General features: G+C 68.4%; 18 protein-coding genes. 14 read left to right on the forward strand and 4 right to left on the reverse strand.

Features of this window, described 5'->3' with window-relative positions:
• The first annotated feature begins 37 nt into the window (after window positions 1–37).
• A complete protein-coding gene (fadD8, locus tag ABQF13_RS08140; RefSeq protein WP_448392221.1) occupies window positions 38–1,639 on the forward strand; it encodes a fatty-acid--CoA ligase FadD8 in 1,602 nt (533 codons plus the stop codon).
• 116 nt (window positions 1,640–1,755) lie between these two features.
• The gene (locus tag ABQF13_RS08145; RefSeq protein ID WP_448392668.1) at window positions 1,756–3,009 is read left to right on the forward strand and encodes a hypothetical protein; all 1,254 of its coding nucleotides are present in this window, start codon (window positions 1,756–1,758) and stop codon (window positions 3,007–3,009) included.
• A 78-nt stretch (window positions 3,010–3,087) separates the two neighbouring features.
• Here the strand turns inward: ABQF13_RS08145 and ABQF13_RS08150 are convergent, their stop codons facing one another.
• Window positions 3,088–3,696, reverse strand: a complete 609-nt coding sequence (locus ABQF13_RS08150; RefSeq protein WP_448392222.1) for a nucleoside/nucleotide kinase family protein — start codon at window positions 3,694–3,696, stop codon at window positions 3,088–3,090.
• Window positions 3,696–3,905 (reverse strand): ribosome modulation factor, encoded by a 210-nt coding sequence (locus tag ABQF13_RS08155; RefSeq protein WP_448392223.1) that lies wholly within the window; start codon window positions 3,903–3,905, stop codon window positions 3,696–3,698. The genes ABQF13_RS08150 and ABQF13_RS08155 overlap by 1 nt, the downstream gene beginning before the upstream one ends.
• A gap of 191 nt (window positions 3,906–4,096) precedes the next feature.
• Between ABQF13_RS08155 and ABQF13_RS08160 the strand changes: the two genes are divergently transcribed.
• The 10 genes from ABQF13_RS08160 (at window position 4,097) to menE (ending at window position 11,500) form a co-directional block, all read left to right on the forward strand.
• A complete protein-coding gene (locus tag ABQF13_RS08160; protein ID WP_448392669.1) occupies window positions 4,097–4,162 on the forward strand; it encodes a hypothetical protein in 66 nt (21 codons plus the stop codon).
• Window positions 4,163–4,172: 10 nt separating this feature from the next.
• A complete protein-coding gene (locus ABQF13_RS08165) occupies window positions 4,173–4,619 on the forward strand; it encodes a nitroreductase/quinone reductase family protein (RefSeq protein ID WP_448392224.1) in 447 nt (148 codons plus the stop codon).
• Window positions 4,616–5,527: a 1,4-dihydroxy-2-naphthoyl-CoA synthase gene (locus ABQF13_RS08170; protein WP_448392225.1), complete on the forward strand. Its 912-nt coding sequence runs from the start codon at window positions 4,616–4,618 to the stop codon at window positions 5,525–5,527. The genes ABQF13_RS08165 and ABQF13_RS08170 overlap by 4 nt, the downstream gene beginning before the upstream one ends.
• Window positions 5,528–5,621: 94 nt before the next feature.
• Window positions 5,622–6,500 (forward strand): SDR family oxidoreductase, encoded by an 879-nt coding sequence (locus tag ABQF13_RS08175; protein WP_448392226.1) that lies wholly within the window; start codon window positions 5,622–5,624, stop codon window positions 6,498–6,500.
• 5 nt (window positions 6,501–6,505) lie between these two features.
• Window positions 6,506–8,047, forward strand: coding sequence for a long-chain-fatty-acid--CoA ligase (locus tag ABQF13_RS08180; RefSeq protein ID WP_448392227.1), 1,542 nt, complete (start codon window positions 6,506–6,508; stop codon window positions 8,045–8,047).
• A gap of 52 nt (window positions 8,048–8,099) precedes the next feature.
• The gene (locus ABQF13_RS08185) at window positions 8,100–8,471 is read left to right on the forward strand and encodes a VOC family protein (RefSeq protein WP_448392228.1); all 372 of its coding nucleotides are present in this window, start codon (window positions 8,100–8,102) and stop codon (window positions 8,469–8,471) included.
• 27 nt (window positions 8,472–8,498) lie between these two features.
• A complete protein-coding gene (locus ABQF13_RS08190) occupies window positions 8,499–9,710 on the forward strand; it encodes an inorganic phosphate transporter (protein WP_448392229.1) in 1,212 nt (403 codons plus the stop codon).
• Between the two features lie 22 nt (window positions 9,711–9,732).
• Window positions 9,733–10,017 carry a hypothetical protein gene (locus tag ABQF13_RS08195; RefSeq protein WP_448392230.1) on the forward strand — a complete coding sequence of 95 codons (285 nt, stop codon included), beginning with the start codon at window positions 9,733–9,735 and terminating at the stop codon, window positions 10,015–10,017.
• Between the two features lie 14 nt (window positions 10,018–10,031).
• Complete coding sequence (locus ABQF13_RS08200) at window positions 10,032–10,334, forward strand: DUF3349 domain-containing protein (RefSeq protein WP_448392670.1); 303 nt, start codon at window positions 10,032–10,034, stop codon at window positions 10,332–10,334.
• 47 nt (window positions 10,335–10,381) lie between these two features.
• Window positions 10,382–11,500: an o-succinylbenzoate--CoA ligase gene (gene menE / locus ABQF13_RS08205; RefSeq protein WP_448392671.1), complete on the forward strand. Its 1,119-nt coding sequence runs from the start codon at window positions 10,382–10,384 to the stop codon at window positions 11,498–11,500.
• Window positions 11,501–11,502: 2 nt separating this feature from the next.
• On the opposite strand, the gene ABQF13_RS08210 is transcribed toward menE, so the two are convergent.
• Window positions 11,503–11,847 (reverse strand): DUF3140 domain-containing protein, encoded by a 345-nt coding sequence (locus ABQF13_RS08210; RefSeq protein ID WP_448392231.1) that lies wholly within the window; start codon window positions 11,845–11,847, stop codon window positions 11,503–11,505.
• A 56-nt stretch (window positions 11,848–11,903) separates the two neighbouring features.
• On the opposite strand from ABQF13_RS08210, the gene ABQF13_RS08215 reads away from it, so the two are divergent.
• Both ABQF13_RS08215 and ABQF13_RS08220 read left to right on the forward strand, forming a co-directional pair.
• Window positions 11,904–12,518 (forward strand): pyridoxamine 5'-phosphate oxidase family protein, encoded by a 615-nt coding sequence (locus ABQF13_RS08215; RefSeq protein WP_448392232.1) that lies wholly within the window; start codon window positions 11,904–11,906, stop codon window positions 12,516–12,518.
• A gap of 61 nt (window positions 12,519–12,579) precedes the next feature.
• The gene (locus ABQF13_RS08220; RefSeq protein ID WP_448392233.1) at window positions 12,580–13,932 is read left to right on the forward strand and encodes a hypothetical protein; all 1,353 of its coding nucleotides are present in this window, start codon (window positions 12,580–12,582) and stop codon (window positions 13,930–13,932) included.
• Here ABQF13_RS08220 and ABQF13_RS08225 read toward each other — a convergent pair.
• Window positions 13,904–14,578, reverse strand: a complete 675-nt coding sequence (locus tag ABQF13_RS08225; protein ID WP_448392672.1) for a TIGR04282 family arsenosugar biosynthesis glycosyltransferase — start codon at window positions 14,576–14,578, stop codon at window positions 13,904–13,906. The genes ABQF13_RS08220 and ABQF13_RS08225 overlap by 29 nt on opposite strands.

The following is a 14,578-nucleotide window of genomic DNA, read 5'->3' on the forward strand; positions in this document are numbered from 1 at the left end:
GGGCCACCATTCTGTAACAGGTTCTAGTCTGATGGCCATGAGCGAGGACCTGCTGCGTCATCCTATCCACTCCGGCCACCTCACGGTGGGGGCGCTGAAGCGCAACAAGGACAAGCCGGTGCTGTTTCTCGGCGACACCACGCTGACCGGCGGCGAACTCGCCGACCGCATCAGCCAGTACATCCAGGCGTTCGAGGCGCTGGGCGCGGGCAGCGGCGCGGCGGTGGGCCTGCTGTCGCTGAACCGTCCCGAGGTGCTGATGATCATCGGCGCCGGGCAGACCCAGGGGTACCGCCGCACGGCGCTGCATCCACTCGGCTCGCTGGACGACCACGCCTACGTCCTCGACGACGCCGGCATCTCGTCGCTGATCATCGACCCCGTGCCGATGTTCGTGGAACGGGCGCTGGGGCTGTTGGAGAAGGTGCCGTCACTCAAGCAGATCCTGACCATCGGGCCGGTACCGCAGGCGCTGACCGGCGTCGCGGTGGATCTGACCGCCGAAGCCGAGAAGTATGCGCCGCGCCCGCTGGCGGCCGCGGACCTGCCGCCCGACCACATCGGCGGCATGGCCTACACCGGCGGGACGACGGGTAAGCCCAAGGGTGTGATGGGCACGGTGCAGTCGATCACCGCGATGACGACGATCCAGCTGGCCGAGTGGGAATGGCCCGAGAACCCGAAATTCCTGATGTGCACGCCGCTTTCGCATGCCGGGGCGGCCTTTTTTGTGCCGACGATCGTCAAGGGCGGCGAAATGGTGGTGCTGTCCAAGTTCGACCCGGCCGAGGTGCTGCGGGTTATCGAGGAGCAGCGCATCACCGCCACCATGCTGGTGCCGTCGATGATCTATGCATTGATGGACCACCCCGATTCGCACACCCGCGACCTGTCGTCGCTGGAGACCGTGTACTACGGCGCCTCGGCGATGAACCCGGTGCGGCTGGCCGAGGCGATCCGTCGTTTCGGGCCGATCTTCGCCCAGTACTACGGCCAGTCCGAGGCCCCGATGGTGATCACCTACCTGGCCAAGGGCGACCACGACGAGAAGCGGTTGACGTCGTGCGGGCGTCCGACGCTGTTCGCGCGGGTGGCGCTGCTGGACTCCGAGGGCAACCCGGTGCCGCAGGGTGAGGTCGGGGAGATCTGTGTGTCCGGCCCGCTGGTGTCCGGGGGCTACTGGAACCGTCCTGACGAGACGTCGAAAACTTTTCATGACGGCTGGATGCACACCGGCGACCTGGCCCGCGAGGACGCCGACGGCTTCTACTACATCGTCGACCGGACCAAGGACATGATCGTCACCGGCGGCTTCAACGTATTTCCGCGGGAGGTGGAAGACGTTGTGGCCGAATACCCCTCGGTCGCGCAGGTGTGTGTCATCGGTACGCCCGACGAGAAGTGGGGTGAGGCGGTGACGGCGGTGGTGGTGCTGCGCCCCGACGCCGACCGCTCCGATGAGGCGGTGGCCCGGATGACGTCGGAGATCCAGGCCGCGGTCAAGGAGCGCAAGGGTTCGGTGCAATCACCCAAGCAGGTGATCGTCGTGGACTCGGTGCCGGTGACCGCGCTGGGTAAGCCCGACAAGAAGGCGGTGCGCGCGCAGTTCTGGGAGGGCTCCGACCGCGCCGTCGGCTGAGTTCTTGGTGCTCCTTTGGGCGCGAGCATGCGTGTTTTCCGGCGACACGCCGACACAACCCTCGAGTTTGCGCACGCTCGCGGGAGAAGGTGACCCCGGTGAACAACGACGGATGGGTGCACGGCGACTATCTCGGCATCGACCTGCCCGCGCACGCCGATGCGTTACGCGCCGGCGGCGCAGCGTTTCTCACTGACGCGTTCCGGGCTTCGCGGGCGCTGGGCGCGCACGCCGACGTGATCGCGATCACCGACCTACGGGAGTTCCGCGGCGGCAGTACCGGCCGCAAGGCGCTGCTGTCGGTCGACTACTCCGGCGCTGAGGGGCTACCGACCGACCTGTTCGTTAAGTTCTCCCGCGACTTCGACGACGCCGCGCGCGACGGCGGGCGCACGCAGATGGAGTTCGAGGTCCGCTTCGCGTTGTTGTCGCGGGTGGCGGGCTTTCCGATCGCGGTGCCGCGTTGCCTGTTCGCCGACTACCACGCGCCGTCGGGCACCGGTGTCCTGATCACCGAACGAATCTCCTACGGCGCCAACGGTATCGAACCGCACTACGACAAATGCATGGACTACACCATGCCGGACCCCGTCGGCCACTACCAGGCGATGCTGGGCGCGCTCGGCCGGCTCGCCGGCTCGCACAAGGCCGGTCGGCTGCCCGCCGAGCTCGTCGAACAGTTTCCGCTCGACATGCAGCGGCTGGCGGTCGGGGAACGTTCGTCCTACACCGCCGAGCAACTGCAGCGCCGCGTCGACCGCCTCGCCGAGTTCGCCGTCACGCACGCGTCGCTGCTGCCCGCGCACCTCCGCGATCCGAAATTCCTTGCGCGCCTGCGCGATGAGGTAACCCGATTCCCCGAATCGGAGGCGGCCATCTGGAGGTACCTGGCCGACGATCCCGACTACGTCGCGCTGTGCCACTGGAACGCCAACGTCGACAACGCGTGGTTCTGGCGGCACCCAGACGGCCATCTCGTATGCGGGCTATTGGACTGGGGTTGCGTCGGCCAGATGAACCTCGCCATGGTGCTCTGGGGCGCGATGTGCAGCGCGGAGACCGACATGTGGAATCAGCACTTCGATGCGCTGCTCGACCATTTCCTCGCCGAGTTTCGCGCGGCTGGCGGGCCGGTACTGGAGGCGGGCACGGTCAAGCGCCATCTGCTGCTCTACGTCGCGGTTATGGGCCTGGCGTGGCTGCTGGATGTGCCGTCGTACCTGATGAAGCTTCTGCCGTCATCGATACCCGACCGGTTTGACGCCAGCATCGCCGGCAATGAGCAGGCCCGCAGCCGCCTGTTGATGATGACGAACTTTCTGAATCTGTGGTCGCGGCACGACATCGCTGGGGCGCTCGACGGTATTTGACGCTGGATGTGTGACGGCGCGCGTTCGTAAACTCCGTCGTTGTATCGGCGTGTTGCACTCTTACTACGCACGCTCGCGCTAGAAGAGGTGATCGGCTTTGTGTCGACACGCCTCGATGCGGGCGGCGTTGGGCTCGTCGACGGCGCGCACCCAGGCCTGCGCCTGCTCTGCAGTCTTGCCGAACTGCATGTGGCGCTTGACAAGTCGTGGCAGACGTTCGGCATGCGCAGCGTCGATAAACCACACCTCGTCGAGCAGATCGCGGACGGCGGGCCACGGCGGGTCGTCGTCGAGTAGGTAGTTGCCTTCGGTGACGATCAGCCGCGCATCGGGTGCGACGGGGATGCTGCCCGCGATCGGCTGTTCCAGGTCACGATGGAACCCGGGCGCGTACACGGTGTGCGACGGCTGAGCCCGAACACGTTGCAGCAGCGACAGATAGCCGTATCCGTCGAACGTGTCGATGGCGCCCTTACGGTCGAGCCGGCCGAGCCGCGCCAACTCGACATCGGCCAGATGAAAACCATCCGCAGGCACGTAGGCGGCACCGTCGAACGCCGCGACCACCGCTTCGGCCAGCGTGGACTTCCCCGCACCCGGCGCGCCGGTGATGCCGAGCACGACGCGGTGTTGCCGATCCAGGAGGGCAGCCACCCGCGCCTCGAGGTCGCGCGGCAACGGCGTCATCAGTCAAGCAGCGCGTCGATCTCCGCCGCCAGCCGCGCGATGCGCTCCTTTTCGCTGGGGATACCGCGGTTCTCCTCGGCGGCGCGCTGCCAGCCCAGCCGCCACATCCGCGCCACCACGCGGTCGCCAATGCCGGCATACGGGTTGACGAGCGTGTGCGGGAACGCCTTGCGTCCCTCCCGGTAAGCGGTAACCAAACGATGAGCCATCGCCGATCACCTTCCCACCGCGAGCAGACGCGGAATCGTATGCGCACCGGCGTGTCGACACGATTTTGCGTCTGCTCGCCGGGAGAAGGCCACCGCTAACATGAGGCGATGGTTCGTGCCGTGCTGTCCTTCGAGGTCAGCGCGGTCAAATCCGCGCCGCGATCTTCGAGACCACGCCGGCGCGGCTCGGGGTGGACGCCGCGCACGCCGTCATGGTCGGCGACAGCGACGCGGACTACGGCGCCGCGGTCACGTAGCGTCGTGGCCATGTCCAACGCGTCGCTGCCGTGGTGGCTGAAGTACGTCAACAAGGTGATGATCGGCTTGCAGAAGCTGGGTGTCGGGTTCGGCGGCAAGGGCCCCGTCGTGCTCAGCGTGCCCGGCCGCAAGACGGGCAAGATGCGTTCCACGCCGGTCACCCCGATGACCGTGGACGGTAAGCGCTACATCGTCGGCGGGGTGCCGGGCTCGGACTGGGCCGCCAACCTGCGGGCCGCCGGTGAAGCGACCCTGCACCAGGGCCGCAGCAGCCAACGCGTGCGCGTGGTGGAGATGCCGATCGACGAGGCCCGTCCGCTGCTGCGCGCCTTCCCGGTCGAGGTGCCCACCGGCGTCGACTTCATGAAGAACATCGGCCTGGTCACCGGGCCCAACCCCGACGAGTTCGAACAGCTCGCCGGCCGCTGCCCCGTCTTTCTCTTGGAGAACGTATGAGCGACAACCCGTTTGATCCGAACCTCTGGCAGCCCGTCGCCGGGTTCGACTTGACCGACATCACCTATCACCGCCACGTGCTCGACGACGTGGCGCAACCCACGGTGCGGGTGGCCTTCGACCGGCCCGAGGTGCGCAACGCGTTTCGTCCGCACACCGTCGACGAGCTGTACCGCGTGCTCGACCACGCCAGGATGTCCTCGGATGTCGGGGTGGTGCTGCTGACCGGCAACGGCCCGTCGCCCAAGGACGGCGGCTGGGCGTTCTGCTCGGGCGGTGACCAACGCATCCGCGGCCGCAGCGGTTATCAGTACGCCGCGGGCGAGACGGCCGAGACGGTCGATCCGGCGCGGGCGGGCCGACTGCACATCCTCGAGGTGCAGCGGCTGATCCGGTTCCTGCCCAAACCGGTGATCTGCCTGGTCAACGGCTGGGCGGCCGGCGGCGGGCACAGCCTGCACGCGGTCTGCGACCTGACGCTGGCCAGCCGCGAGTACGCGCGGTTCAAGCAGACCGACGCCGACGTCGGCAGCTTCGACGGCGGGTACGGCAGCGCCTACCTGGCCAAACAGGTCGGGCAGAAGTTCGCCCGCGAGATCTTCTTCTTGGGCGACGCCTATTCCGCCGAGCAGATGCACACGATGGGCGCGGTCAACAAGGTCATCGACCACGCCGATTTGGAGAAGGTCGGCCTGGAGTGGGCCGCGCAGATCAACGGCAAGTCGCCGCAGGCCATCCGGATGCTCAAGTACGCGTTCAACCTGAGCGACGACGGCCTGGTGGGCCAGCAGTTGTTCGCCGGTGAGGCAACGCGTCTGGCGTACATGACCGATGAGGCCGTCGAGGGCCGCGACGCGTTTTTGGAGAAGCGCGACCCGGACTGGAGCAACTTCCCGCGCTACTTCTAACGGACCAGGCCGCCGAGTGTGGACTGGTGTCACGCCCGAGGCGCTGATGGTGTGCGGGTAACCCACGTTCGCGGGCCTCGTAGACTGCGGACTCGTGAGTAAGAGCCCGCTGCGGCGGTTGCGCGAGCAGGTCGTGCTGACCACGATGCGGCCGCCGTTGGCGCCGCAACTGGTGATGTTGCGGCCGGATATGGCCGACGTCGACCTGCGCGATAAGCGGGTCCTGCTCACCGGGGCGTCCTCGGGCATCGGCGAGGCGGCCGCGGAGAAGTTCGCCCGCCGCGGCGCGACGGTGGTGCTCGCGGCGCGCCGCCAAGAGCTGCTCGACACGGTCGTGGACCGCATCACCGCGGCCGGCGGCAGCGCGACCGCGCACCCGTGCGACCTGTCCGACATGGACGCCTGCGATGCGCTGGTCGACCGGGTCGAAAGCGAGCTCGGCGGCGTCGACATCCTGGTCAACAACGCCGGCCGGTCGATCCGCCGCCCGCTCGCCGCATCGCTGGATCGCTGGCACGACGTCGAACGCACGATGACGCTCAACTACTACTCACCGCTGCGGCTGATCCGCGGCCTGGCCCCGGGTATGCGTGAGCGCAAAGACGGCCACATCATCAACGTGTCGACGTGGGGTGTGCTCAGCGAGGCCTCCCCGCTGTTCGGGGTATACAACGCGTCGAAGGCCGCGCTGTCGACGGTGAGCCGGGTGATCGAGACCGAATGGTCCTCGGCCGGTGTGCATTCCACCACGCTGTACTACCCGTTGGTGGCCACCCCGATGATCGCCCCGACCAAGGCGTACGAGGGTCTGCCCGCGCTGACCGCCGCCGAGGCGGCCGACTGGATGATCCTGGCCGCGCGCAAACGGCCGGTGCGCATCGCGCCGCGGATCGCGATGACGGCCAGGGCGCTGGACACCGTCGCCCCCAACTGGCTCAACGCGTTGATGAAGCGGCAGACCGTCCAGCCTTGAATTCGATGCCTGAGCTCACCACGATCGCCGATATCGTGCGGATCCACGGCGCGCAGCGCCCCGACGCCGTCGCGCTGATCTGCGGTGCGCGCACCGTCACCTTCGCCGAACTCGACGCGCGCTCCAACCAAGCCGCGCAGGCGTTTCGCGCGGCCGGTGTCGGGTTCGGCGACCGGGTGGCGTTCGTCGAGAAGAACGGCGTCGAGTTTTTCGAAGTCCTGTGCGGGCTGGCCAAACTCGGCGCGATCGGTGTTCCGGTGAACTGGCGGCTGGCTGCCACGGAGATGGCCCACGTCATCGCCGACGCCGGCGCGGCCGTGGTGGTGGTCGGCGACGAGTTCTTCGGGCACCTCGAAGCGATCGCCGACCAACTCGAGCATGTGCACACCGTGGTGGCGATCGGCGAGCACGACCGCTGGCCGTCCTTCGACGACTGGCTGGGCGCGCAGACCGCCGAAGACCCTTACGTCGCAACACGTTCCGACGATATTGCCGTGTTGATGTACACCTCGGGTACGACGGGCGCACCCAAGGGTGCGATGCTGAGCAACGCCAACTACCTGGCCAAGACGGTCGGTTGCGCCGACCAGTGGCTGTTCAGCGCCGACGCGGTCAGCCTGGCCGTGATGCCGTTGTTCCACATGGCCGGCTCCGGCTGGGCACTGGTCGCCCTGTATGTCGGCTGCCCGACGGTGCTGCTGCGCGACGTGGACCCGCACGCGATCCTGGCCGCGATCACCAAACACCGCATCACCAACATGCTGCTGGTGCCCGCGGTGATCCAGCGGCTGCTGGGCACCCCCGGCATCGACTCCGCGGATCTGTCGAGCCTGCGCGTGATCGTCTACGGCGCATCACCGATCACCGACGACGTGTTGGTAACGGCCATCGAACGATTCGGCTGCGATATGCGCCAGGTGTACGGCATGACCGAAACCACCGGCTCCATAACGCAATTGGATGACCATGACCCCGAGCTGCTGCGGTCCTGCGGTAAGCCGTACCCGTGGGTGCAACTCCGCGTCGTCGACGCCGACGGCCACGACGCGCCCAGCGGCACCGTCGGCGAACTGTGGACCCGCTCGACGCAGAACATGCTCGGCTACTGGAACAACCCGCACGCCACCGCCGAGGCCCTCACCGGCGACGGCTGGCTGAAGACCGGCGACCTCGGCTACCTCGACGACGCCGGCTACGTCTACCTGTACGACCGGGTCAAGGACATGATCGTCTCCGGCGGCGAGAACGTGTACCCGGCCGAGGTGGAGAACGCGCTGATGGCCCACCCCCAGGTCGCCGACGTCGCCGTCATCGGCGTTCCCGACGACACCTGGGGCGAGGCGGTCAAAGCTGTCGTCGTCCCCGCCCAGACACCCGGGCCGGAGCCCGCCGAACTGATCCGGTTCGCCCGCGAGCGGCTGGCCGGTTTCAAGCTGCCCAAATCGGTCGACTTCGCCACCGAACTGCCCCGCAATCCCAGCGGCAAACTGCTCAAACGGCAGCTACGTGAGCCCTACTGGCGCCACGTCACCCGGCGAGTCCAGTGACGCGCCGGGTGTCGCGGTTAGATCACGGCCACGACGTGCTACACACATCGGTATGGAGATCCTGGCCAGTCGGATGCTCATCCGACCGGTCGACTACCAACGCTCGGTGCGCTTCTACCGCGACGGGCTGGGGTTGGCCATCGCCCGGGATTACGGCTCGGGCACCGTCTTCTTCGCAGGTCAGTCGCTTATCGAGCTGGCCGGCCACGGTACTCCGAACGCCGGCGGCGCGATGTGGCTGCAAGTGCGCGACGTCTACGCCACCGAGCAGGAACTGGCAGGCCGCGGCGTGCCGATCGCGCGGGAATCCCGCCAGGAACCGTGGGGTTTACACGAGATGCATGTACACGATCCGGACGGGGTGCATCTCATCTTCGTGCAGGTTCCGGAAACCCATCCGCTGCGGCGCGACAACAGAGGATAACGCGATGCCACCCGGAGAACCCGCACTGTGAGCCTTGAGCTTTTTCTGCTGATCATCGTCGTGATCACGGCACTGGCTTTCGACTTCACCAACGGGTTCCATGACACCGGCAACGCCATGGCGACCTCGATTGCCAGCGGTGCGCTCAAGCCGAAGGTCGCCGTCACGATGTCGGCGGTGCTCAACCTGATCGGCGCGTTTCTGTCGACGGCGGTGGCCGCGGCCATTGCCAAGGGGCTGATCGATCCGGGCCTGGTGAGCCTCGAGCTGGTGTTTGCCGGCCTGGTCGGCGGCATCGTGTGGAACCTGCTGACCTGGCTGCTCGGGTTGCCGTCGAGCTCCTCGCATGCGCTGATCGGCGGCATGGTCGGGGCGATGCTGGCCGCGGTGGGCGGCCACGGTGTGATCTGGCAGGGCGTGGTGTCCAAGGTGCTGGCGCCTGCGGTGCTGGCACCGGTGATCGCGACCGTGGTCGCGGGGGTGGGCACGTGGCTGGTGTACCGCATGGTGCGCGGCGTCCCGGAAGAGCGCACCGAGAGCGGGTTCCGCTACGGCCAGGTCGGCTCGGCGGCGCTGGTGTCGCTGGCGCACGGCACCAACGACGCGCAGAAGACGATGGGCGTGATCTTTCTGGCGCTGATCGCCTACGGCTCGGCCAGCGAGTCCGATCCGATGCCGCCGTTCTGGGTGATCCTGTCGTGTGCGGTGGCGATCGCGCTCGGCACCTATCTCGGGGGTTGGCGCATCATCCGCACGCTGGGCAAGGGCCTCGTCGAGATCAAACCACCGCAGGGGATGGCCGCCGAATCCTCCTCGGCGGCAATCATTCTGCTGTCCAGCCACTTCGGCTACTCGCTGTCGACCACCCATGTTGCGACCGGTTCGATCCTCGGCAGCGGTGTCGGGCGGCGCGGCGCGGAGGTGCGCTGGGGGGTGGCCGGACGGATGGCGTCGGCGTGGCTGATCACGGTGCCCGCCGCCGGGCTCGTCGGCGCGCTGACCTACTGGGTAGTCAATGCGATCGGTGGTTACACCGGTGCAGGCGTGGGCTTCCTGCTGCTGGTGGCGGTCTCGCTGGCGATCTGGCTGCGGTCGCGCAAGGCGCCGATCGACCACCAGAACGTCAACAATGACTGGGAGGGCAACCTGACCGCGGGTACCGCAGCGCAAGCCCCGATGCCGGTGCCGCCCGTACCCGACGCACCGCCGCAACCGGTCAGGACACCCGAGCCCGTATGACCCCGATGACCGGAGACCAACCGTGAGTGACTGGTTCAACTACATCGCAGCGCTGAAGATCCTGGCCGTCGGGCTGGTGATCGGGGCGGGGCTGCCCGCGCTGTTCGCGATTGGGGTGCGGCTCAACGCCGCAGGAGCCGGCGTCACTGAAAACGGTGCGGTGCAACGCAATCCGAGGCTCATGGCGCTGAGCTGGGCGCTCTTCGCGCTGGTGCTGGTCGCGGTGGTGATCGGGGTGCTGTTCATCGCGCGTGACTTCATCGGCCACCAGACCGGGTTGTACCTGCTCGGCGCGCAGCCCACGTAACATCGTGAGTGACTGTGACCAAGTTTCTGGCCAAGATCGTCGCGTGGGTCACCGACGGCTATCCCGAGGGTGTGCCCGGCCCTGACCGGGTTCCGTTGCTGGCGCTGCTCAAACGGCGGCTGACCGACGACGAGGTCAAGGCCGTCGCGCGCGAGTTGATGGCCCGCGGCGAGTTCGACAACGCCGATATTGGGGTGCTGATCACCCAGATCACCGACGGGTTGCCGTCGGTCGACGACGTCGAGCGGGTGCGCAGCCGGCTGGCCGCCAAGGGCTGGCCGCTCGACGACCCACGCGACCCCGAGGGGGACACATAGCCGTCCTGCGCCCCGTCGCCGTCGCGTCCGGCGCCTCGGCGCTGACCCTGCTGCCCGTCGTAGCCGACGCGCTCGAAGGGCGAACATCGTTGCTGCCGGTGCCGGCCGAAGGCGAGCGCGAAAGTTCGCTGTTGACAACGTCGTTGCGGGCCGGATTCGAGGTCGATGACGACGTCGCGGTCGTGGTCGCTACGTCCGGGACCACCGGTGTCCCCAAAGGCGCGATGCTGACGGCTGCCGCGTTGACGGCCAGCGCCGACGCCACCCACGCCAGGCTGGGCGGCCCGGGCCGCTGGCTGCTGGCGCTGCCGGCCCATCATGTGGCGGGGCTGCAGGTGTTGGTGCGCAGCGTCGTCGCGGGTACGGCGCCGGTGGCGATCACGTCAGGATTCGATGCGGCCGAACTGGTTTCGGCCGTTGAGGCGTTGGGCGACGGGCGGCGCTACACGTCGTTGGTGGCGGCGCAACTCGACAGGGCGCTGCGGGATCCGGCGGCGACGGCGGCGTTGGCGTCGCTGGACGCCGTGTTGATCGGCGGCGGCCCGTTGCCCGCCGCGGTGGCGCGCCGTGCTGCCGACGCGGGCATCGCGGTGGTGCGCACCTACGGGATGAGTGAAACCGCGGGCGGGTGCGTGTACGACGGCGTCGCGCTGGACGGGGTGCACGTGCGCATCGACGCCGGAGCCGGGCCGACGGCGACATCAAACGGGGGCCGCGTGGTGTTGGGTGGTGCGACCCTGGCCAAGGGCTACCGCAACCCGGTACACCCCGACCCATTCGCCGAGCCGGGCTGGTTTCGCACCGATGACCTTGGCACGGTGGATCATTCAGGCCGCCTGACGATTCTCGGCCGGGTGGACGAGGCGATCAGCACCGGCGGGTTGACGGTGCTACCGCAGCTGGTGGAGACCGCGTTGGCGTCGCATCCCGCGGTCACCGAGTGCGCGGTGTTCGGGGTGCCCGACGAACGGCTCGGCCAGCGGGTGGCCGCGGCCGTCGTCGTCGCCGCCGGGCAGACCGCGCCCACGGTGGCCGAGTTACGCGTCCACGTCGCGCAGACGCTGGACGTGACCGCCGCACCACGGGAGGTACATGAGGTGGCGTCGCTGCCGCGGCGCGGCATCGGCAAGGTGGACCGCCGCGCGCTGGCCGCCCGGTTCGGCTGAGCTCAGCGCGGCGCCGGTTTGAGCGGGTCGTGGCCGATCGTCATCAGCCGGTGGCGCCAGTTCTCCTGGCCCGCGGTGGGCTCGAGGTCGTCGCGGCGTTCGGCGTGGATCCGGTCGACGACCTTGCGCATGACGCGCTCGTCCTCGTCGGTGAGGTCTCCGCGGCGCTTCTGCAGGATGTCGAGGACCGCGCGACCGGTTTTGGTGCCCGCCTGGTCCGGTAGCTCCTCGGTGCCCTCGTCGGCCGACCGCGTGCGTAGCCAATCGAGCAGCTCCCGCGATGTCATGTTCACGACCCGGTGGAACTCGTCCCAGAGTTCCGGTTCGACTTCGACATGATGTGCCATGCCGATCGGCTACCCGGCCGCCGCGCCGATTAATCGCAGCGGGGCATGATAGGACGATGCGTCGTTTAGTCGAGAGCGTCGAGGACCTGCAGGCGATCGTCGGTGAGCCGGATGTCTACGTCGCCAACAAGGTGAAGGACCGGCTCTCGCCCGTGCAGCGCGACTGGCTGGCGCACTCGCCGCTGTGCTTCGTTGCGACGACGGACGCGCATGGCCGCGTCGACGTGTCGCCCAAGGGTGACCCGGCCGGCTTCGTCCACGTCATCGACGACACCACGATCGCGATCCCCGAGCGGCCCGGCAACAAGCGCGTCGACGGGTACCGCAACGTGCTGCAGAACCCGCATGTCGGCACGCTGTTTCTGATCCCCGGCCGCGGGGACACGCTGCGCATCAACGGCACGGGTCGAATCCTGTCCGACGCCGACTATTTCGATGTGCTCGCGATCAGGGGCCGTCGGCCGCCGCTCGCGCTCGAGGTGTCGATCGAAGAGGTGTTCTTCCACTGCGCCAAGGCTTTTCTGCGCTCGGACGCCTGGGACCCGTCGACGTGGAGGCCCGACGCGGTGCCCAGCGCGGCGCGGATCGCCCAGGCGGTGCGCCACGACTGGACCCAGGAGCAGCTCGACGAGTACTACAGCGAGGAGAACTACCGAAAGGCCCTCTACTAAGTTGCGGTCTTTGCGGCGAGCAGACGCAAACTCGCACGGACATGCCGACAAAAAGACGAGTTTGCGTCTGCTCGCGCCGGAGTGGGTGGCGGTCGCCGTCGGGGTGGCGCTGGTGGCGGCGGCGTTTCTGCTGCCACGCCTGGACATCGGCGTCACGCCGCTGATCAACGCGTCGCCGGAGCGGTTGGAAGCGTTCGCGGGCGCGGCGCCGATCTTCGGCTGGTTCCAAGCCCATATCGGCTGGGGCACGGTGCCTGCGGTCCTGCTCGGTGCGGCGGCGGTGCTGTGGGGTCCGGCGCTCGCCCAGCGGTTGCCGTGGCGCGCGGTGTTGTGGCTGACCTGGGCGACGGCCTGCGCGTGGGCGTTCTCGCTGGCCATGATCGACGGCTGGCAGCGTGGATTCGCCGGGCGACTGGCGGCCCGTCACGAGTACCTGCGTCAAGTGCCCACCGTCACCGACATCCCCGAGGCCGTGCGGACCTTTGCCGACAGAATCCTGGACTACCAACCGGATTCGTGGATCACGCACGTGTCGGGGCATCCGCCTGGCGCGCTGCTGACGTTCGTGTGGCTGGACCGCATCGGGTTGGCCGGCGGCGCGTGGGCGGCGCTGCTGTGCCTGCTCGCGGGTTCCAGCGCAGCGGCCGCGATCCTGGTCGCAGTGCGCGCGTTGGCGTCTGAGGACACCGCGCGAATGGCGGCACCGTTCGTCGCGGTGGCGCCGACGGCGATCTGGATCGCGGTGTCGGCCGACGGCTACTTCGCCGGCGTGGCGGCATGGGGTATCGCGTTGTTGGCGTTGGCGGTTCGGGGTATGGCGCGCTGGCCGGTGCTCGCCGCATGTGGCGCGGGGCTGTTGTTGGGCTGGGGGATTTTCCTAAACTACGGCCTGGTGCTGATGGCGCTGCCCGCGGTGGCGGTGCTGGTGTGTGCGCCGTCGTGGCAGGTGGCGCTGCGGGTGTTGGCCCCGGCTGTGGTGGTCGCCGGCACGGTGACGGTGGTGTTCCTGGCAGCCGGTTTTTGGTGGTTCGACGGCTACTTCCTTGTGCAGGAACGCTATTGGCAGGGCATCGCCAGCGACCGGCCGTTCTCCTACTGGGGGTGGGCGAACCTGGCGTCGGTGGTATGCGCGATCGGGCTGGGCAGTGTGGCCGGCATCGGTCGGGTCTTCGATATCGCGGCGATCCGGCAGCGCGCCGGTCTGCACTTGCTGGTGATCGGCGCGCTGGCGGCGATTGCGTTGGCCGACCTGTCGATGCTGAGCAAGGCTGAGACAGAACGGATCTGGCTGCCGTTCACGGTGTGGTTGCCTGCGGCGGCGGCGCTCCTACCGCCGCGGTCACACCGTTGGTGGCTGGCGCTCAACGTCATCGGCGCGTTGGCGCTCAACCACCTGATCCTGACGAACTGGTGATCGCCTCGACGAAGCGGCTGCCCGCCGGGCAGGCCCGGTGCACGGCGGCGAGATCGTCGACAGTGTCGAAGTCGGCCTGTTCGGCGACCAGCCGGACGTCGATTCCCTTGGCGTACAACGCGGCCAACGTCAACGCGCCGGTGTCCGGGCGCGACATCGGCACGCCGCGAAGGCAGTCGGCCATCGCGGCGTCGGACACCCCGAGCACCCACCATCCGCCGTCCTTCGCGAGTCCGACGACGGCCTGCGCGCTGAGCAGTTCGCGCGCACACTCGACGAGCATCTCGTCGGAGACCTGTGGGGTGTCCATCCCGATCTGCAGCACCGTCTGATGGTCGGCGGCGTCGGCGGCGTCGCGATGGGCGTTGGCGAGGCGCTCGGCGAAGGCGGCGCCGCGCTGCGGAACCACGGTGAATCTGCTTAGGCTGTCCTGGATTTCGTCGACGCGGCAGGCACCCACGAGGTCACCGGCCAGCGCCACCACACGATCCTGCAGCGGTGCGGCGGCCATCGCGTCGAGGGTGTCCAGCAGTGCGGCGGCGGCGATGTCGGCGGCGGCCCGCTCACCGATGCTGGCGGCGAGGCGCGTCTTGGCCAGCCCGGGCACCGGCGCCTTGGCGACCACCAACCCGACCACCGGCAGCAC

It is taken from the genome of Mycolicibacterium sp. XJ879, from assembly GCF_053483935.1.